Below are 18,622 nucleotides of genomic sequence, written 5' to 3' on the forward strand. Positions count from 1 at the left end.
GCTCACCAGGCCACCGTCAGCAGGACGAGCAGCACGGTGAGAGCCACCTCGACACCGGCCCCGATGACGTCGCCACCCACACCGCCGAAGGTGCGAACAGCCGTGTCCCGGAGCGAGATCGCCGCCCAGACGGCCACGGGCGCGGCCACTGCCGCCACGAGCACGGCCCGCGCGACCATCCAGAACGGGGACGCGGAGTTCCCGCCACCCAGACCCCCCAGCAGCAGGGCGACCGGCAGCACCGATGCCACGAGGAGCGCAGCGACGGCGAGCACGACGAGCGCGGCGCCGACGAAGGGCACGGTCCCGACGAAGGCCGTCCCGAGCTTCGAGCCCGGCGCGGCCTGCTGCCCGCGACCGCAGACGGCGGCGGCAGCCGCCCGGGACGCCACGACCGCTGCACCGACGACGAGGGCCCCGCGCCAGCCGGACCCGAGCAGAGCGGCGATCGCCCCGGCCTGCACGAGCAGCACGACGACGAGCGCGACCGCCCCCATCGGGCCGACGTCGCCGCGCCGCATGATCTCGAGCGCTCGCTCGCGGTCCCAGCCGGCACCGAGGCCGTCGACCGTGTCGGCCAGGCCGTCGAGGTGCATGCCCCGTGAGCCGTGGGCGAGCACGCCGAGGGCGAGGCCCGCGGCGACGAGCGGTGGCACGCCGATCTCGACGGTGAGCCCGACGAGGACGACCTGGAGCGCGAGGGGGAGGACCGCGAGCGGCGCGAGGAGCAGCGCGGTGCGCGCGGTGTCGGGCGTGATCGTCACCCGGCCACTCGGCGACCGGGTGAAGGTCCCGACGGCCAGGCGCAGCCCCTCGGACGCGCTCACGGCGAGGTGGGGGCCGGTGAGTCAAGGGCGCCGACGACGTCACCGACGACCGTGATGGCCGGGGGAGAGAAGCCCCCTTCGTCGGCCGCGGAGGCGATCTGCGACAGGGGCGCCCGCACCGAGCGCTGCTGCGGGGTGGCCCCGTCGGCAATGCACGCGGCGGGGGTGTCGGGGGACAGGCCGGCCGCGACGAGCGCCTCGGCGATCGCCCCGAGGGTGGCGACCCCCATGAGGATGACGATCGTCAGACGCGAGGTGGCCAGCGCCGCCCAGTCGACCTCGCTGCGCGGGTCGTCGGGGGCGACGTGCCCGGAGACGACCGCGACGCCCTGGGACAGGCCGCGGTGGGTCACCGGGATGCCGGCGAGGGCCGGCACGGAGAAGGCGGAGGAGACGCCCGGCACGGCCTCGACGGGCACGCCGGCGGCGACGCAGTGGTTCCACTCCTCGCCGCCGCGGCCGAAGAGGTAACCGTCACCGCCCTTGAGCCGCACCACGGTCCGGCCGGCGCGGGCGTGCTCGACGAGCAGCTCGTTGATCCGCTCCTGGGGGGTGAACTCGCCGCGGGGGATCTTGCCGACGTGGACGATCTCGGCCTGCGGGGCGATCTCGTCGAGCGCCGCGACCGGACCGAGGCGGTCGGTGACGACGACGTCGGCCGCCGCGAGCGCGTCGTGTCCGGCGACGGTGAGCAGGCCGGGGTCACCCGGCCCTCCGCCGACGAGGATGACCCGCCCGGTGGCGGTGGTGGCGTCGGTCATGCGGTCCTCCGGTGGTGCAGGTGGGTCAGCTCTCTCAGCAACCCGTCGATGGTGTGGGGGTCACGGACGGCGATCCGCACCCATGCGGTGTCGAGCCCCGGGAACGTATCGCCTCGCCGCACGGCCCACCCGGCATCGCGCAGCGCCTCGCGGACACCCGTGCCGACCCGGGCCAGGACGAAGGGGGCGTCCCCGCCGGCGGTCGGGATGCCCAGCGTGTGCAGCCCCCGCGTGAGGTGGGCCCGCCACCCGGCGATCTCCTCGGCGGCCCGGTCGGCCTCGACGAGTGCGGCTGGGGTGGCGGTCTCGATCATGACGCGCAGCGCGAGGGAGCCCACGGACCAGTGCGGTTGGTGCTCGGCCAGGGCCGCGACGAGCTCGGCGTCTCCGACGACGTAGCCGGCGCGGATGCCGGCGACGGCCCAGGTCTTGGTCAGCGAGCGCACGACGAGCAGGCCGGTGAGGTCGCCCGCCAGGAGCGTCTCGCGCTCGCCGGGGACGGAGTCGATGAAGGCCTCGTCGACGAGGACCACCCGGCCGGGCCGCACGAGCGAGCGCAGCGTCGCTGCCGGGTGGAGCACGCCCGTCGGGTTGGTCGGGTTGCCGACGGCGACGAGGTCGGCGTCGCCGATCTGCCCGAGCGCCTCGGCCGTGAGCGCGAAGTCGTCCTCCGGCCGCAGCAGGACGTGCCGCACCTCGTGCCCCGCGGCGCGCAGCGCGGCCTCGGGCTCGGTGAACTGCGGGTGCACGACGACCGCGTCGCGCGGCGTCAGCGCCCGCGCGAGCAGCGTGAAGGCCTCGGCCCCACCACTCGTCGGCAGCACCTGGTCGCGGGCCACACCGTGCCGCGCGGCGATCGCATCCCGTGCCCGGGTCGGGTCGGGGTAGGCCGCGACGGTCGACAGCTCCTCGGCGAGGGCCACCGCGAGCCACCCCGGCGGCTGGGTGAGCCGCACGTTGACGGCGAGGTCCACCAGCTCGCTCGACACCTCGGCGTCCCCGTGATGACGAAGGGGGTCTGCCAAGGACGTGGATCGGGCCGGGGTGGCGCGACTCAAGGGCTGAGCCGGTCGCGGGGCGTCGTGGCCCCAGCCACGAGCGGCCTCGACGAAGGACCCCGCCACGGAGGGCGAGCCGGCCCAGTGCGTGTGCAGGTAGGAGGCGACGAGGGTCGCGCGACCGGTGCCGGCGGGGTCGAGGGCGAAGCCCTCGGTGCGGCCGCCGAGGTCCCATGCCGCGCTCGTGCCGAAGGGGGGATCGGTCACCGTGCGGTGGAACTCGTGGCCGGCGACCCGGGTCCCGGCCGGGCCGAGGACGGAGTCGACGAGCGAGGTCGCCTCGCGGTAGCCGAGGGTGAGGCGGCGGCCCATCGCGGCCCGGGCCGGCAGGGCGCCGACCATCGGGTGGTCGTCGAGGGTCTCGGCGAGGTAGAGCATGCCGGCGCACTCGGCGATCGTCGGCATGCCGGCCGCGATGGCGGTGCGGATCTGGTGCACGAGAGGGCGGTTGGTCGCCAGGGTGCGCGCGTGCACCTCGGGGAAGCCGCCGCCGAGGTAGAGCCCGCTCGTGCCCTCCGGCAGCGCGGCGTCGCGGGCCGGGTCGAGCTCGACGACCCGGGCGCCGGCGGCCTCGAGGAGCTCGACCGTCTCGGGGTAGCGGAAGGTGAAGGCGCGGCCCCCGGCGACGGCCACGACGACCTCCCGTCGGGACGAATGCAGAGCACGCTCCTCGGGGAGCGGGGACTGGAGCGAAGGGAGGGCGGCGGCAGGGGCCCACGGCTCGAGATCGAGGTCGGGGGCCGTGCGGGAGGCCGCGAGCAGCGCGTCGAGGTCGAGGTGCTCCTCGGCGACGGCGGCGATGTGGTCGAGGGTCGCTGCGGCCTCGCCGCGCTCGGCGGCGGGGACGAGCCCGAGGTGGCGCGAGGGCACGTGCATCGCGGCGTCGCGGGGCAGCACGCCCCACACGGGGACGCCGACGGCCTCGACCGCCCGGCGGGCCTCCTCGCCGTGGCGCGGGGTGCCGGCCTTGTTGAGCACGACACCCACGACGTCGAGCTCGGGGTCGATCGTCGCGAGGCCGTGCACGGTGGCGGCGACGGTGCGTGAGGTCGAGCTGATGTCGACGACGAGGACGATGGGCGTGCGGGTCAGGGTGGCGACGTGCGCGCTGGAGGCGAAGCCGTCGCCCCCGAGCCGTCCGTCCATGAGGCCCATGACGCCCTCGAGGACCGCGACGTCCGCGAGGGTCGGGTGGGTGGCGCCGCGGGCGAGGAGGGGAGCGACCCTCCCTTCGCCCACGAGCCACGGGTCGAGGGTGCGGCTCGGGCGGCCGGTCGCCAGGGCGTGGTAGCCGGGGTCGATGTAGTCCGGGCCGACCTTGGCCGGCGCGACGGTCAGACCGCGGCGGGCGAGGGCGGCCATGATCCCCACGGCGATCGTCGTCTTGCCGTGGCCCGACGCCGGCGCCGCGACGAGCACCCGGGGGAGGGCCGTCACCACTCGATGCCCTTCTGGCCCTTCTGCCCCTGGTCGAAGGGGTGCTTGACCTTGGTCATCTCGGTCGCGACGTCGGCGATCTCGAGCAGGCGCGGGTGCGGGTCGCGGCCGGTGATGATCACGTGCTGGTAGCCGGGCCGGGTGGTCAGCGTGTCGATGACGTCGTCGAGCTCGACCCAACCCCACTTCATGACATAGGTGAACTCGTCGAGGATGTAGACGGTGTGCGTCTCGGCGGCGAGCCGCCGCTTGATCTCCGCCCAGCCCTCACGGGCGTCGGCCGCGTGGTCCTCCTCGGTCCCCGCCTTGCGCGACCAGGACCAGCCGGAGCCCATCTTGTGCCACTCGACGGGGCCCCCTTCGCCGGTCTCCTCGTGGACCCGGCCGAGGGTCGTGTAGACCTCCTCCTCGCCGACGCGCCACTTCGCGGACTTGACGAACTGGAAGACGCCGATCGACCAGCCCTGGTTCCACCCGCGCAGGCCGAGGCCGAAGGCCGCCGTCGACTTGCCCTTGCCGGTGCCGCCGTGGACGACGACGAGCGAGCGGTTGCGGCGCTGCCGCGTGGTCAGCCCGTCCTTCGGGGTGACGGGGGTCTGTCCCTGGGCCATCAGGCGGCGCTCCTTCGGGAGGCGGTGCGGTCGGTGACGATCTCGACGAGGCCGCTCGCGGCGACCTGCTCGAGGGCGATGTGCTCGGCGCCCATGCGGTGGGCGAGGTCGGCGGCCAGGCCCATGCGGAAGCGGCCCGACTCGCAGTCGACGACGACGGTCTCCGCCGTGTGCCCCCAGGCGTCGGCGATGGCCTGGGCCCGGGCGAGGGCATCGGGGCCCGCGGTGGCCCGGCCATCAGTGACGAGGACGACGAGGGCGCGCTGGTCGCGGTCGCGGATGCGCTCTCTCGCAACGACTCTGGCGATCTCGGTCAGGCCCTCGGCGAGCGGGGTCCGTCCGCCGTGCGGCATCTCGGCGAGGCGCGCGGCGGCGGCGTCGACGGACGAGGTGGGCGGCAGCGCCAGCTCCGCGCCGGTCCCGCGGAAGGTCACCAGACCCACCCGGTCGCGCCGCTGGTAGGCGTCGAGCAGGAGCGAGAGGACGGCGGTCTTGACCTCGCCCATCCGCTTGCGCGCGGCCATGGAGCCGGAGGCGTCGACGGCGAGGAGGACGAGGTTGGCCTCGCGGCCGCGGGTCACGGCGTGGCGCAGGTCGTCGCCGGTCACCCGGGCGGGCCCGGTGCGGGCCGCGCGGCGGGCGGCGGAGGCACGAAGGGTGGCGGTCAGGTGCACCGGCGACCCGGCGGGCTCGTGCCCGGCCGGGTGGGTGCCGACGACCCGCCCGCGGGGGGTGAGCGCGGGGGAGCGGCGACCGGTCGGGCCGGCGCCGACGCCGGTGAGCTCGAGGCGGCGGGCCCGGTAGGGCTCGGTGGCCGCGGCGGTGCCGGCGGGGGTCGGCTGGGTGCCGGCCGGGGGCGAAGGGGGTGACTCGGAGGCCTCCGCCGACTCGTCCGGGGAGTCGGGGGTCGGGTCGGCGGACGACTGGGGCCCGGTCGGGGGCTGGTCGTCGGACGACGTCGAGCTCGGGGCCGGGCCCGAGGGGTCGGCGTCGGTCGCCTCGCCCGGGCCCTCGTCGGGCTGGTCGCCGCCGTCGGGCTCCTCCTCACCGCCGCCCGGCGGGTCGTCCTCGGGCTCCTCGTCGAGCAGCCGGTCGAGCAGGTCCTCGTCGAGACCCGGCGCGTCGAAGGGAGCACGACGGCGGCGGTGGGGCAGGGAGAGCAGCGCCGCGGCCCGGATGTCCTCGCGGGTCACGTGGTCGCGCCCCTCCCACGCGGCGTGCGCCGCGGCGGTGCGGGCGGTGACGATGTCGGCGCGCATGCCGTCGACGTCGAATCCGGCGCACACCCGCGCGATGGTCCGCAGGGTCCGCTCGTCGAGCGCGACCCGGCGCACCGCCTCGCGGGCGGCGGCCAGGCGCGCGGTGAGCTCGGCCTCGGCGTCGGCGAAGCGGGCCGCGAAGCCGGCGGGGTCGAGGTCGGCCTCGAGCCGGCGACGCACGACCTCGGCGCGCACGTGCGGGTCGCGGCTCGCGGCGACGTGGACGGTCAGGCCGAAGCGGTCGAGCAGCTGCGGGCGCAGCTCGCCCTCCTCGGGGTTCATCGTGCCGACGAGGGTGATCCGCGCCGGGTGCGAGATCGAGACACCGTCGCGCTCGACGGTGTTGCGCCCCATCGCGGCAGCGTCGAGCAGCACGTCGACGAGGTGGTCGTGCAGGAGGTTGACCTCGTCGACGTAGAGGATGCCGCGGTGCGCGTCGGCGAGCAGACCGGGCTGGTAGGCGGCCTCGCCGTCGCCCAGGGCTCGGCGCAGGTCGAGGGAGCCGACGACGCGGTCCTCGGTCGCACCGACGGGCAGCTCGACGAGGCGGGCCGGGCGGGTCGTGGCCGCGCCCTCGTGGGGGCCGTCGGGGCAGTCCTCGTCGCGGTCGGGGTCGCAGCCGAAGCGGCACTCGCTCGCCACCCTCTGCTCGGGCAGGACCGAGGCGAGGGCGCGGACGGCGGTCGACTTGGCGGTGCCCTTCTCACCCCGGACGAGGACGCCGCCGATCTCGGGCGAGATCGCGCTCAGCAGCAGCGCCGACGTCAACTCGTCGGCACCGACGAGCGCGGTGAAGGGGAAGGTGGGGGTCCGGGACCCGGTGCGGCTCACAGTGGCGGCCTCCTGGCGAGTGTCCACGCTCGCCGTCCGACGACATCGACGCGGGTTCGCGACGACGGGCACCGACCGAGTGTCTGGCTCGGGCCGCGTGGGCCGTGACAGTGGCGGGACCGCTCCGGAGTTGCACCGGATTCCTCGGGGGAGTGCCTGGGCGCGATCCTCTCACAGGAGGGCAAGGCCCTAGGGTGGGCGTCCGTGATCGAGGTCGTGGGTATCGGGGACGACGGGTGGTCCGGTCTGGACGGGGCCCGACGCGCCCTCATCAGCGGTGCCGCGACCCTCGTCGGGGGCAGCCGTCACCTCGACCTCGTCGCCCCCCACGCCCCCGAGGCGCAGCTCGTGCCCTGGCCCAGCCCCCTTCGCCCGGCGTTGCCCGCCCTCGTCGAGGCGCACCCCGACGCCGTCGTCCTCGCCAGCGGTGACCCCCTGCGCTCCGGCATCGCCACGACCCTCGTCGAGCTCGTCGGCGCCGACCGCGTGCGCGTCCACCCCGCCATCGGCAGCGATGCCCTCGCCCGGGCCCGTCAGGGGTGGCCCGCCGAGGAGACCGTCGTCGTCACGACCGTCGGGCGCGACCTGCGCGCGGTCCTGCCCCACCTGGCCCCCGGCGCGCGACTCGTCGTCCTCCTCTCCGGGGGCGGCGACCCGGCTCGGCTCGGCGCACTGCTCACCGAGCACGGTTGGGGCGCAAGCATGCTCACCGCCCGCTGGCACCTTGGCAGCCCCGACGAGGGCGCTCGCTCCGAGCGCGCCGACGGCTTCGCCGAGGCCACCCCCGACCTCGTGCTCGCCTGCCTCGACGTGCGCGCCGACGACCCCGCGGCGACTGCCGCGACCGCCGGACCGGTCCCGGGGCGCCCCGAGGACTTCATCGACCACGACGGCCAGCTGACCAAGCGCGATGTGCGCGCGAGCGGTCTGGCCCGACTGCGGCCCACACCCGGCGCGCACCTGTGGGACCTCGGCGCCGGCAACGGCTCCGTGGCCCTCGAGTGGTGCCTCGCCGCCGACCGCGCGACCGTCACCTGCGTCGAGCGCGACGCGACCCGCGCCCAGCGCATCCGCGACAACGCGGCTGCCCTCGGCCTCGCTGCTCGGGTCGACGTCGTCGTCGGCGACACCGGCAGCACCGACCTGGCGATGCTGCCGACGCCCGACGCGATCTTCGTCGGCGGCGGGCTCGACCCCGACCTGCTCGACCGTGCCTGGTCCTCCCTTCGCCCCGGCGGACGCCTCGTCGCGCACGCCGTGACGCTCGAGGGGGACGCCGCGCTCATCGGCCGGCACGCCCGCACCGGCGGCGAGCTCACCCGCCTGTCCGTGGAGCGGGCCGTCCCGCTCGGGCGCTTCCTGTCGTGGACCCCCGCCCGCACCGTCACCCAGCTCGCCGCGATCCGCACCGACTCCGAGGACCCGACATGACCGTTCACTTCATCGGCGCCGGCCCCGGTGCCGCCGACCTGCTGACGATCCGCGCGACCCGCCTGCTCGCGGCGAGCCCGGTCTGCCTCTACGCCGGGACCTACCTCGACGCCGCCGTCCTCGAGCACTGCCCCGACGGCGCGCGGCTCGTCGACACCCAGGACCTCGACCTCGACGGGATCACCGCCGAGCTCGTCGCCGCGCACGAGCGGGGCGAGGACGTCGCCCGGCTGTGCTCCGGCGACCCGAGCGTCTACTCCGCGATCGCCGAGCAGACCCGCCGGCTCGACGCCGCCGGCGTGCCGTGGGACATCACGCCCGGCATCGCTGCCTACGCCGCGACCGCCGCCCGGCTCGGCCGCGAGCTCACCGTGCCCGAGGTCGCCCAGTCGGTCGTGCTCACCCGCGCCCAGCGGGACTCGACGGCCATGCCGTCGGGGGAATCGCTCGAGGCCTTCGCCGCGACCGGTGCGACCCTCGTGCTGCACCTGGCGATCCGGCGCGCCCGCGAGCTCGCCGACCGGCTCGCCGAGCACTACGGCGCCGACTGCCCCGTCGCCGTGGCCTACCGGGTCGAGCAGCCCGAGGAGATCGTCCTGCGCGGCACCCTCGCCGACATCGCCGACCAGGTCGAGGCGCACGACCTGCGGCAGGCCGCGATCATCGTCGTCGGGTGGGCCCTGCGGGCCGAGGGCTTCGTCGAGTCGCACCTCTACTCCTGCCGCCGCGCGGCCGAGCGCGAGGAGCGGACGGCAGCAGACATCCCGGGCGGGCTTCGCTAGTCTCGGCCCCAGCCATCGCCTCCACCTGGAGGAACCCGGTGAGAGTCCGGGACGGTCGCGCCACTGTGAGCGGGTCTTCCGCGAGTCAGGAACTCCGGGGCGAGGGCTGCAGCGGCCGGACGCGTCATCCGGCCAGAGAGAGAGTGCGCTGATGCACATCGCCGAGGGCTTCCTGCCACCGGTCCACGCCGCCGCGTGGACTGCTGTCGCCGCCCCCTTCGTCATCCACGGCACCCGCAGTGCCGCCCGCATCGTGCGGGACAACCCGAGTGCCCGCCTGCTGCTCGGCGCCGCCGGCGCCTTCACCTTCGTCATGTCAGCGATCAAGCTGCCGTCGGTCACCGGCTCGAGCTCGCACCCGACGGGCACCGGTGTCGGCGCGATCATCTTCCGTCCGCCGGTCATGGCCCTGCTCGGCACGATCGTGCTGCTCTTCCAGGCGCTGCTGCTCGCCCATGGCGGGCTGACGACGCTCGGCGCCAACGTCGTCTCCATGGCGGTCGTCGGGCCCTGGGTCGGCTACGGGCTCTTCCGGCTGCTGGCCGCGGCCCCCTTCGTCGTGCGGGTCTTCGTCGGCATCGCGATGGCCAACCTCGCCACCTACGTCACGACCGCCACCCAGCTCGCCCTGGCCTACCCCGAGGGCGGTTTCGTCGAGGCGTGGGGTCGCTTCCTCGGGATCTTCGCCGTGACCCAGGTGCCGCTCGCCGTCGTCGAGGGGCTCGTCGGCGTGCTGCTCCTCAACGCGCTCATCACGTGGGCGCGGCCCGAGTTGGAGGACCTCCAGGTCGTGCCCGCCGACACCGTCGAGACCACGGAGGCCGCTCGTGCGTGAGTCCACCCAGACCCTCGGTCGGCGCGGCGTCGCGCTCGTCGTCGCCGCCATCGTCCTCGTCCTCGTCCTCGCGCTCTACCTCGGTGGCCGGGCCGCAGCGGGTGACGAGGAGGCCTTCGGCGGGTCCGACGCCGCCGCGACCGCCCAGCTCGAGGAGGCCGGCCACGAGCCGTGGTTCGAGCCGCTCATGCCCCCCGCCGGCGGCGAGATCGAGTCCGGGCTCTTCGCCCTGCAGGCGGGCCTCGGCGGTCTCGCGCTCGGCTACGTCTTCGGTCGGCTCAAGGGACGGCGCACCCGGACCGAGACGGTCGACCCCCGCGCATGAGGCCCACCCTCGACGACGCGGCGTGGTCCTCCCGGTGGCGGACCCGCTCGACGCTGGAGAAGTCCCTCCTCTGTCTGGGCCTGCTTCTCGTCGCCGCGACGACGACCTCGCTGGTCGTCGCCGGCCTCGTCGGGGTGTGTGCCGTCGGCCTCTCGGCCCTCGCCCGGGTCCCGGCCGGCGTCTGGCTGCGGGCGATGCTCGGGCCGGCGGTCTTCGTCGGCATCGGAGCGGTGACGATCGCGGTGACCCTCGGTCCCGGTGACCTGTGGTCCCTCGGTCCGATCGGCGTGGACGAAGGGAGTGCCTCCCGGGCCGTGCTCGTCGCCGCCCGGGCGCTCGCGGCCACGAGCGCGATGGTCCTGCTGGCGGCGACCACCCCCATGGTCGACCTGCTCGCCGGGCTGCGCCGGGCGCGGGTGCCGGAGGTGGCGGTCGACATCGCCGCCGTCACCTACCGGATGATCTTCGCCCTGCTCGACGCCGCGTCGGCGATCCGTGCCGCGCAGGCCGGGCGGTTGGGCTACGCGAGCGGTCGGGCCGCGCGACGGTCGGTCGGTCAGCTGTGCGCCGCGGTGCTCGTCGCCGCGTGGGACAAGGCCCGCCGGCTCGAGGACGGACTGGCCGGTCGTGGGGGAGTCGCCGCCGTGCCGCTCGTCCCTGCCCGGTCCGTGTCGACCCCCTTCGTCCTGGCGGCCGGGGGCCTCGTCCTCGGGCTCGCCGGGCTGTCGCTGCGGGCGGGGCTGGCATGACGCACCGCCTCGGCTCCTGGACCCCGCCCGACGACGCGGCCACCGTCCTCGCCCTGCGCGGGGTGCACGCGGGCTACCCGGGCGCACCGGGCGTCCTCGACTGCGTCAGCCTGACGATCGGCACCGGCCGGCGCATCGCGATCCTCGGGGCCAACGGCTCCGGCAAGACGACGCTGCTGCGTGTGCTGTCCGGTGCCCACGAGCCGGCCGAGGGGGCCGTCGTCTCCGGCGGCGAGGTGCTGCGGCACACCCGACGTGGTCTCACCGCTCACCGGCAGCGGGTGCAGTTGGTCATGCAGGACCCGGACGACCAGCTCTTCAGCGCCGACGTGCGCAGCGACATCGGCTACGGGCCGACCAACCTGGGGCTGCCCGCGGACGAGGTCTCCGCCCGGGTCGACGAGGCGCTCGCAGTGCTCTCGCTCGAGGCACTCGCCGAGCGCCCGGTGCACCGGCTCTCCTTCGGTCAGCGCAAGCGGGTCGCGGTGGCCGGTGCGCTCGCGATGCACCCCCGGGTGCTGCTGCTCGACGAGCCGACGGCGGGGCTCGACCCGGCCGGGGTCGAGGAGATGCTCGCCGCTGTCGCGGCGCTCGAGGCGCACGGCACGACCGTCGTGCTGTCGACCCACGACGTCGACCTCGCGTGGAGCTGGGCCGACGAGGTGGCGCTCGTCGTCGACCACGTCGTCCACCAGGGCGAGGTGACCGACGCTCTGACCGACGGTGCGCTCGTCGAGGCGGCCCGGCTGCGCCCGCCGTGGTCGGTGCAGCTGCTGCGCGAGATGGGGATCGACCCCTCCGCCGCCGGCTGGCCCCGCACGCCCGCCGATGTGGCGGTGGCACTCGCGTCGTCCCATGTGTCCCAAGATTCTCGGGTCACCCGATAAACCGCCACTTCGCAGGAGTTACGAACTCTTGCGAAGCGGCAGTTTCTCTTGCTGAGTGGTGGGTCAGCCCTCGCGGGAGGCGAGGACCTGCTCGCGCAGGATGTCGGCGTGGCCCGCGTGCTGGGCGAGCTCGCGCAGCACGTGCAGCAGGACCCAGCGAAGGGGGAGCGGCCCCCGTCGGTTGCCGGTCACCACGTCGTCGAGGTCGAGCCCGGCGATCGCCGCCCGGCTGTCCTCGCACGCTCGGCGGTGCGCGGCCCGGACCGAGGCGATGGTGTCGTGCGGGCTCAGCTCGAAGGACTCGTCAGGGGTCGCGGGGATCCCGATCTCGGTGCGCGAGCGGCCGCGGACCCCTTCGTCGAACCACACCCGCTCGACGAAGGTCACGTGCTTGAGCAGGCCGAGCAGGGTCGTGCGCGAGGGCACGAGGCCGCGGCGCGCCTCGTCCTCGGTCAGGTCGTCGAGGCACCGGCCGAGCGCCGCCCGGTGCTCGTCGACGAACTCGAGCAGCTGCTCGCGGGGAGGCGCGGCGTAGGAGACCTCGTGCTCGAAGGGGTGCGGGTTCACCCCTCGACCGTAGCCCCGGCTCAGCCCTCGGCGTAGACCTCGGCGGCACCGTCGACCTCGCCCGCCCGCCGCGGCTCCGGGCCGACGACCTCGAAGAGCATCGCGGTGAACTGGCCGTCGCGCTCGACCCGCTCGCGCCGCAGCCGCAGCCGCCGGGGGAGCAGGGGAGCGCCCGCCCCCAGGACGACGGGCGTCTGGTGGACCCACACCTTGTCGAGCAGCCCCGCGTCGGCGAACTGCCCGGCGAGGTCACCGCCCCCGACGATCCACACGTCCTTGCCGTCGGCCGCCTCCGTCGCGGCCGCGTGCACCTCTCGCACGTCACCCGCGTGGGCCCGCACGCCGTCGGGCAGGTCGAGGTCGCGGTGCGTGACGATCCACGACGGCTGCTCGTAGGGCCACGCGAAGTCCTGCCCGTCGTGGGTCAGCTCGCGGTGGACCCACGCATAGGTGTTGGCACCGCACACGACCGCGCCGACCGTCGGGAGGAACTGGTCGAAGTCGAGGCTGTCGCCGTCGCCGTACCTCCCGCCGGGGTCCTTGTCGTGGGCCGGCGTCGCGAAGAGCCACGACAGGCTCTCCTCGTCGTCGGCGATATAGCCGTCCAGACTCGTCGCGGTGCAGTAGATCGTCGCCATCAACTCAGCGTGGCAGGTGCCACCGACAGCCGTCAGCGGATCCAGGCGATGCGGCTGAGGTCCAGGTGGGCGGTGCGCCCCGGGCGCACGGTGAGGGTCACCTCGACGCGCCGCGCCCCGGTGAGGTCGGCGCTCCGCGGGGCGGCGAAGGGGGTGATGCTCCGCCCCGGGCGCAGCGAGAAGGTCCGCCGCCGGTGGCTCTGCACGTCCCGTCGCGAGGGCGTCCAGGTCCACGTGGCGGAGCGGCCCGACGCGGCGCCGGGGAAGGTGACGGTGACCGCCGCGACGTCGGCGAGGGAGTCGACCTCGAGCTCGAGGCGCACGCCCTGCACCGGGTCGACGTCGGCGAGGGAGAGGGCGAGCCCTCCGGTGGCTCGGCGCCACGGGAGCGGCGAGCCCGCCGCGGTGACGGTGGCGGCGGCGCTCCCTTCGTCAGGGGTCGGTGGGGTGACCTCGACGGCGGCCCGCGAGGAGCTCACGGCGGAGACGTCGAGCGAGCCCAGCGGCACGTTGTCGAACCGCGTGGGCTGCGGCGGGGTGGCCGGCGACGCCTCGTCGCGGGTGACCTCGGGGTGCCGGCTGCCGGCGGCGAGGAGCTGATCGACGCGGGCGGTGCGCCGCTGCGACCCGCCCGGGTGGCCCGCGACGACGAGGACCCAGCGGTCGGCGAGCGGCTCGACAAGCAGGGCCTCGAGCCCGGCCCGCTCGAGCATCGACTGGAGTCGCTCGGCGGTGAAGATCGACAGGTGGCCCCAGACCTGCTCGAGCCGGCCGAGCAGGGGCACGGTGAAGAGCAGGTCGGCGTCCTCGGGCAGCGCCCGGCCGAGGGTCTCAAGAGCGAGCTCGGGGTCGGGGACGTGCTCGACCACCTCGGAGCAGATGACGAGCGAGGCGTCGTCGAGGTCACCGGGCTCGAGGGTGTAGAGGTCCTTCTCGACGATCGAGCGGACCCGGTCCTCGTGGCCGAGCGCGTCGAGCAGCCGTCCGGTGCGCCGCACGCAGCTGGCCTCGAGGTCCATGGCCCGGTACGACGCGGCACCGGCCGCCAGGGCGCGGGCGGCGACGAACCCGGCGCCGCACCCCACCTCGACGAGCTCCTCGCCGGGCAGGACGACGTCGGCGATCCGCTCGAGCCGGGCCCGGTTGTAGGCGTCCTCCTGGACGCGGCGCACCTTGTCGCTCACGACGTCGCTGCCGACCTCGGGCGGCGCGTAGTCGCGGCGGCCGCGTTCGAGCTCGCTGGCGACCCGGTCGGCGAGCGGGGCGCGGGGGCCCTCGGCACGGCGGACGAGGTCCCAGTCAGGGCTGGTGGGCATCGTGGAGGCGCTCACGGCTGGCACGCTAGCAGCGGTTCCCGCCCGGGTTAGGCTGCCTCGGCCCTGCTCCTGACACCCACCGAGGACCCCGATGAACCGCGTCCCCCGCATCCTGTGGACCGTCGCCACCGCGAGGCGGCGCGGGCCCGTCGCCCCCGGTGAGGCCGCCGTCCTGCCGCTGCGGGTGCTGCCCAACGACATCGACTTCGCGTGGCACATGAACAACGGCGTCTACTTCACGATGGCCGACCTCGGGCGCATCGACCTGGCGATCCGCTCCGGCTGGGGCCTGGCGCAGGTGCGCCGGCGCTTGGCACCGGTCGTCATGCAGGAGACGATGACCTTCCGCAGCTCACTGCAGCCGTTGCAGGCCTACGAGCTGCACACCGTGATCGCCGGCTGGGACCGCGTCAGCGTCTTCTTCGAGCAGCGCTTCGTCGTCGACGGCCAGGTGAGCGCGCAGGCCCTGGTGCGCATGCGATTCCTCCAGCGCGGCAAGGGCGTCGACACCGACCGGCTGTGGCCGATGCTCGGGATGACGCCGCCGCCCAGCCACGTGCCGGAGTGGGCGAAGGGGTGGGGAGACGGGACCCGGTTGCCGTCGCCCCGTGAGGACGCACCGGCAGGGCCGCCGCCCTTCTGGGGGTGAGCACAAGAGGTCGTCCTGGTGCATCTCGTGGCGTTGACCGCCCCAGATCGCCCTCAGCGGGACCTCTTGTGCACGGGAGTCAGCCCACCGACCGCGGCGTCCACACCCGGCCGTCGTCGGTGACCCGGGTGCTCGAGGCACCGATGACGACGAGGCAGCCCATGTCGACGGCCTCGACGTCGAGCTCGCCGAGCGTCGTCACCCACGACGACTCCTCGTCGCGGCCCACGTGACGGGCCACGACGACGACCCGGTCCGGGCCGACGGCGTCGACGAGCAGGTCGCGGGCCGCGCCGAGGGTGTCCGGCCGCGAGCGGGATCGCGGGTTGTAGAGGGCGACCGAGATGTCGGTCGTCGCCAGCGCGGTCAGCCGTGCCGCGAGGACCTCCCACGGCTTGAGGTTGTCGCTGAGGTTGACCAGTGCATGGTCGCCGCCGAGGACGGCGCCGACGAGGGCGCTCGCCGCGTGCGCTGCGGTGACGCCCGGCACGACCTCGACCGGCACGTCGGCGTAGCCGGGGTCGTCGGGCAGGGCCGCCTCGCGCGACTCGAAGAGCGCCGTCGCCATGCCGAAGACACCAGCGTCACCGCCCGAGACGAGTGCGACGTCCGCCCCTTCGCGGGCCAGGTCGAGCGCCAGGCGCCCGCGGTCGAGCTCGACCGAGTTGCCGGAGGCATGGCGGGTCAGGCCCTCGCGCTGCGGCACCCGCGCGATGTAGGGCGCGTAGCCGACCACATGGTCGACCCGGGCGAGCACCTCGCTCGCCTGCGGCGTGAGCCAGTGGTCCGGCCCCGGCCCCAGCCCGACGACGTGCACCGTGCCCACCTCCCGCTGATCGAGGTGGGAGGCCGCCCGCGGCCGACCCTCGAGATCAGGGGACTCCGTACCACCCGTCAGCCGCGCGAAGTCCGCGGCCCGCCCGGCGGCATCGTCACGCAGCCCCTCACCGGGGACGACGACGAGCGACATGTAGGGCACCCGGCCCTCGTCGACCTCGGCAGCCGGCATGACGAGCTCGCCCGGGTAGGACGCGCGCTCGACGTAGACGGCACGCTCGAGCATCCCTGCCTGGCGCAGGGCCTCGCGGACACCGGCGAAGGTGCGGCCGAGCTTCATGATGATCGCCGCATCGGTGTCGGCGAGACGCCGAGCCAGCTCGGGCACGGGCAAGGTGCCGGGCAGGACGGTGAGGGTGTCCTCGTGACGGCACAGGCCGGTCGCGACCGCGGCGGTGGCGGCGGACAGCGAGGTGATCCCGGGGACGACCTCGGTGGGGTAGCGCGGACTCAGCCGGTCATGGACGTACATGAAGGAGCCGAAGAAGAGCGGGTCGCCGATGGCGAGGACGACGACGCTGCGGCCGGCAGCAAGGTGGGTCTCGAGCCGGTTGCAGCACTCGTCGTAGAAGTCGGCGAGGGCCCCGTAGTAGCCGCGAGGGTGGTCGGTGAAGCCGGTCGTCACCGGGTAGCGCAGCTCTTCCTCGATGGCGCCCTCGGGGATGAGGTCGGCGGCGATGGAGCGCGCGAGCGACTGCTTGCCGGTGCCCGCGTGGTAGGCGATGACGTCGGCGTCACGGATGAGCCGGGCGGCCTTGAGAGTGATGAGCTCGGGGTCGCCGGGGCCGATGCCGACGCCGTAGAAGCGGCCGCCGCTCATGCCAGCTCGTCCCGGTGGGCGAGGGCGTTGAGCGCGGCAGCGGCCATCGCGGACCCGCCGCGGCGGCCGTGGACGACGAGCCAGGGGACCGGGCCGCCGGGCAGGTCGTGCTCGGCGAGGGCGACCTTGGACTCCGCGGACCCGACGAAGCCGACGGGCATCCCGATGATCGCGGCCGGACGCGGGGCGCCGTCGTGGAGCAGCTCGAGCAGGTGGAAGAGGGCGGTCGGCGCATTGCCGATCGCGACGACGGCACCCTCGAGCCGCTCGCCCCAGAGGGAGACGGCGGCGGCCGCGCGGGTCGTGCCCCACTGGGCGGCGAGGTCGGGCACCTGCGGCTCGCGCAGGGTGCAGACCACCTCGTTGTCGGCGGGCAGGCGGCGGCGGGTGACGCCCTGCGCGAGCATGTTGCTGTCGGTGAGGATCGGCGCCCCGGCGACGAGCGCAGCGTGGGCGGCAGCGGCGACCTCGGGGTGGCCGGCGATCTCGCTCGTGATGCCGACGTCACCAGCGGCGTGGATGATCCGCACGGCAGCACCGTGGAGCTCGGCGGGCAGACCGCTGAGGTCGGCCTCGTCGCGGATCATCCCGAAGGAGCGGCGGTAGATCTCCTGCCCGTCGGTGACGTAGTCGTACCGGCGAGGCGGTTGGCGAAGGGGGTTCATCAAGCCTTCTCGTGTTGTGCCGCAACGACATCCGCTGCGTTGGTGGGGTTGAGGGCGGTCGCGTGGGCGCGGGCGGGGTGGCCGCACGAGCGCTCGCAGCCGATGACGTGCACGGCCGGTCCGGCGACGTCGACGAAGGGGGCGGCCTCCCTGGCGAGGTCGCGCGTGCGGGTCGTCGTCCGCCCGCACGAGGGGGCTCCGGCGCAGGCGGTGAGGACGGTCCAGGGGGAGTCGGCGGCCGTGGCGAAGCCGGCCGCCGCGAGCTCCTCGGACCGCCCCGCGGCCCCCGGCACGACGATTGAGCGCCAGGGCGTGACGACGATCCGCTGGTCGAGGTGGGAGGAGCCCTGCGACGAGCCTCGAGACCCGGCGACCTCTCGAAGCCCCTCCACCATCGTCGGAGTCAGCAGCCCCAGCGGCACGAGCGCCACGAGGTCGTCCCCCGCCGGCCCCGGCTCAGGTGGGTCGCCCGCCACGACGTCGAAGGGGGAGCCCCCCGGCAGCAGGTCGGCCCGGTCCTCGTCGGGCAGGTCGCGCAGGTTCCACGTGCGGGTGTCGGTCCGGGCGGCGAGGAAGCGCCGGGCGACGTCGAGCGCCGTCGCGGCGGCCCGGGCGCGCGGGACGGTGACTGCGCGACCGTCGGCGACGACCTGTGCGGTGCCTTCGAGGCTCGTTCCTCGCACCTCAGGCAGCGTGGGCTCAGGCAGGGGCGGGGCGACGACCGCGACGTCCCACGGCTCGGCGAGCACGGGCCCGCCGGGGGAGGCGACGGCGAGCAGGAAGCGGCCCGGCAGCTCCGCCAGCCCGGGGTCCGCGAGCAGCTCCTCGTCGAGGGCGGTCACGAGGTCGTCGAGTCCGGCATGTGGATCGGCGACGATGTTGCGCGCCTTGTCGTGCGGCCCGGAGGGGACGAGCCCGAGGTCGTCGATCGCCGTGATGAGCGCGCGAGGGAGCGGGTCGGGCAGGCCGCGCAGCTGCAGGCTCCCGCGTGAGGTGAGCGTGATGTCGGGGTTGCCGAACCGGCTTGCGAGAGAAGAGATCTCGAGCAGGGTGGCGGCGTCCACCCGGCCTCCCGGCACCCGCAGGCGCACCATCGCCCCGTCCGCCGAGACGAAGGGGGTGAGCAGCCCCGGGCAGCGGTCGGCCCCGCTGCGGGAGGGCGTCGGTGTGCTCACGGCAGGGCAGCCTACGCGGCGGTGTACTCACAGCGCTGCCGCGCGACTCCGGGCCCCCGGTAGGCTGCCCGCAACCGAGCAGCGCGGAACCCGGTGCAAGTCCGGGACGGTCCCGCCACTGTGAGCGAAACCCCCTTCGCGAGTCAGACACGCCCTGTCGGC

General features: G+C 75.1%; 18 protein-coding genes and 3 riboswitches. Of the genes, 7 read left to right on the forward strand and 11 right to left on the reverse strand.

Annotated features, from left to right (window positions below; translation table 11 throughout):
* Positions 1 to 2: 2 nt before the first annotated feature.
* Genes H7A72_RS05240 through H7A72_RS05260 form a run of 5 tightly spaced genes read right to left on the reverse strand, consistent with a single transcriptional unit; the run spans position 3 to position 6,784 of the window.
* Positions 3 to 827, reverse strand: coding sequence for an adenosylcobinamide-GDP ribazoletransferase (locus tag H7A72_RS05240; RefSeq protein ID WP_185221858.1), 825 nt, complete (start codon positions 825 to 827; stop codon positions 3 to 5).
* Complete coding sequence (gene cobA, locus H7A72_RS05245; protein WP_185221859.1) at positions 824 to 1,588, reverse strand: uroporphyrinogen-III C-methyltransferase; 765 nt, start codon at positions 1,586 to 1,588, stop codon at positions 824 to 826. Before cobA ends, H7A72_RS05240 begins: the two co-directional genes overlap by 4 nt.
* Positions 1,585 to 4,083 (reverse strand): cobyrinate a,c-diamide synthase, encoded by a 2,499-nt coding sequence (locus tag H7A72_RS05250; protein WP_185221860.1) that lies wholly within the window; start codon positions 4,081 to 4,083, stop codon positions 1,585 to 1,587. Before H7A72_RS05250 ends, cobA begins: the two co-directional genes overlap by 4 nt.
* On the reverse strand, positions 4,080 to 4,694 hold the full coding sequence (gene cobO / locus H7A72_RS05255) for a cob(I)yrinic acid a,c-diamide adenosyltransferase (protein WP_185221861.1): 615 nt from the start codon (positions 4,692 to 4,694) through the stop codon (positions 4,080 to 4,082). The genes H7A72_RS05250 and cobO overlap by 4 nt, the downstream gene beginning before the upstream one ends.
* Complete coding sequence (locus H7A72_RS05260) at positions 4,694 to 6,784, reverse strand: VWA domain-containing protein (protein ID WP_185221862.1); 2,091 nt, start codon at positions 6,782 to 6,784, stop codon at positions 4,694 to 4,696. Before H7A72_RS05260 ends, cobO begins: the two co-directional genes overlap by 1 nt.
* Before the next feature lie 77 nt (positions 6,785 to 6,861).
* Positions 6,862 to 6,930: riboswitch (cobalamin riboswitch) on the reverse strand.
* 58 nt (positions 6,931 to 6,988) lie between these two features.
* On the opposite strand from H7A72_RS05260, the gene cbiE reads away from it, so the two are divergent.
* The 6 genes from cbiE (at position 6,989) to H7A72_RS05290 (ending at position 11,793) form a co-directional block, all read left to right on the forward strand.
* Positions 6,989 to 8,215 (forward strand): precorrin-6y C5,15-methyltransferase (decarboxylating) subunit CbiE, encoded by a 1,227-nt coding sequence (cbiE, locus tag H7A72_RS05265; protein ID WP_185221863.1) that lies wholly within the window; start codon positions 6,989 to 6,991, stop codon positions 8,213 to 8,215.
* Positions 8,212 to 8,997: a precorrin-4 C(11)-methyltransferase gene (gene cobM, locus H7A72_RS05270; protein ID WP_068325106.1), complete on the forward strand. Its 786-nt coding sequence runs from the start codon at positions 8,212 to 8,214 to the stop codon at positions 8,995 to 8,997. Before cbiE ends, cobM begins: the two co-directional genes overlap by 4 nt.
* A 28-nt stretch (positions 8,998 to 9,025) precedes the next feature.
* A riboswitch (cobalamin riboswitch) is annotated at positions 9,026 to 9,092 on the forward strand.
* Positions 9,093 to 9,148: 56 nt separating this feature from the next.
* The gene (locus tag H7A72_RS05275; RefSeq protein ID WP_068325105.1) at positions 9,149 to 9,832 is read left to right on the forward strand and encodes an energy-coupling factor ABC transporter permease; all 684 of its coding nucleotides are present in this window, start codon (positions 9,149 to 9,151) and stop codon (positions 9,830 to 9,832) included.
* Positions 9,825 to 10,157 (forward strand): energy-coupling factor ABC transporter substrate-binding protein, encoded by a 333-nt coding sequence (locus tag H7A72_RS05280; RefSeq protein ID WP_185221864.1) that lies wholly within the window; start codon positions 9,825 to 9,827, stop codon positions 10,155 to 10,157. The genes H7A72_RS05275 and H7A72_RS05280 overlap by 8 nt, the downstream gene beginning before the upstream one ends.
* Entirely contained in the window at positions 10,154 to 10,906 is a 753-nt protein-coding gene (gene cbiQ / locus H7A72_RS05285; protein ID WP_185221865.1) for a cobalt ECF transporter T component CbiQ, read from the forward strand. Before H7A72_RS05280 ends, cbiQ begins: the two co-directional genes overlap by 4 nt.
* The gene (locus H7A72_RS05290) at positions 10,903 to 11,793 is read left to right on the forward strand and encodes an energy-coupling factor ABC transporter ATP-binding protein (protein ID WP_185221866.1); all 891 of its coding nucleotides are present in this window, start codon (positions 10,903 to 10,905) and stop codon (positions 11,791 to 11,793) included. The genes cbiQ and H7A72_RS05290 overlap by 4 nt, the downstream gene beginning before the upstream one ends.
* A gap of 63 nt (positions 11,794 to 11,856) precedes the next feature.
* On the opposite strand, the gene H7A72_RS05295 is transcribed toward H7A72_RS05290, so the two are convergent.
* The 3 genes from H7A72_RS05295 to H7A72_RS05305 all read right to left on the reverse strand — a co-directional run bounded on the left by H7A72_RS05295 (position 11,857) and on the right by H7A72_RS05305 (position 14,329).
* Positions 11,857 to 12,303, reverse strand: a complete 447-nt coding sequence (locus H7A72_RS05295; RefSeq protein WP_223277890.1) for a DinB family protein — start codon at positions 12,301 to 12,303, stop codon at positions 11,857 to 11,859.
* 77 nt (positions 12,304 to 12,380) lie between these two features.
* Complete coding sequence (locus H7A72_RS05300; RefSeq protein ID WP_068325100.1) at positions 12,381 to 12,998, reverse strand: dihydrofolate reductase family protein; 618 nt, start codon at positions 12,996 to 12,998, stop codon at positions 12,381 to 12,383.
* Between the two features lie 32 nt (positions 12,999 to 13,030).
* On the reverse strand, positions 13,031 to 14,329 hold the full coding sequence (locus H7A72_RS05305; protein ID WP_185221868.1) for a class I SAM-dependent methyltransferase: 1,299 nt from the start codon (positions 14,327 to 14,329) through the stop codon (positions 13,031 to 13,033).
* A gap of 76 nt (positions 14,330 to 14,405) precedes the next feature.
* Here H7A72_RS05305 and H7A72_RS05310 point away from each other — a divergent pair, with 76 nt between their 5' ends.
* Positions 14,406 to 14,963 (forward strand): acyl-CoA thioesterase, encoded by a 558-nt coding sequence (locus tag H7A72_RS05310; RefSeq protein WP_185221869.1) that lies wholly within the window; start codon positions 14,406 to 14,408, stop codon positions 14,961 to 14,963.
* Between the two features lie 79 nt (positions 14,964 to 15,042).
* On the opposite strand, the gene H7A72_RS05315 is transcribed toward H7A72_RS05310, so the two are convergent.
* Genes H7A72_RS05315 through H7A72_RS05325 form a run of 3 tightly spaced genes read right to left on the reverse strand, consistent with a single transcriptional unit; the run spans position 15,043 to position 18,460 of the window.
* Positions 15,043 to 16,620: a precorrin-2 C(20)-methyltransferase gene (locus H7A72_RS05315; RefSeq protein WP_185221870.1), complete on the reverse strand. Its 1,578-nt coding sequence runs from the start codon at positions 16,618 to 16,620 to the stop codon at positions 15,043 to 15,045.
* Positions 16,617 to 17,285 (reverse strand): precorrin-8X methylmutase, encoded by a 669-nt coding sequence (locus tag H7A72_RS05320; protein ID WP_185221871.1) that lies wholly within the window; start codon positions 17,283 to 17,285, stop codon positions 16,617 to 16,619. The genes H7A72_RS05315 and H7A72_RS05320 overlap by 4 nt, the downstream gene beginning before the upstream one ends.
* Complete coding sequence (locus H7A72_RS05325; RefSeq protein ID WP_185221872.1) at positions 17,285 to 18,460, reverse strand: cobalamin biosynthesis protein CobG; 1,176 nt, start codon at positions 18,458 to 18,460, stop codon at positions 17,285 to 17,287. Before H7A72_RS05325 ends, H7A72_RS05320 begins: the two co-directional genes overlap by 1 nt.
* 85 nt (positions 18,461 to 18,545) lie before the next feature.
* Positions 18,546 to 18,611, forward strand: a riboswitch (cobalamin riboswitch).
* Positions 18,612 to 18,622 lie beyond the last annotated feature (11 nt).

This window comes from Janibacter sp. YB324, assembly GCF_014217915.1.
GTDB classification, from domain to species: Bacteria; Actinomycetota; Actinomycetes; order Actinomycetales; family Dermatophilaceae; genus Janibacter; species Janibacter indicus.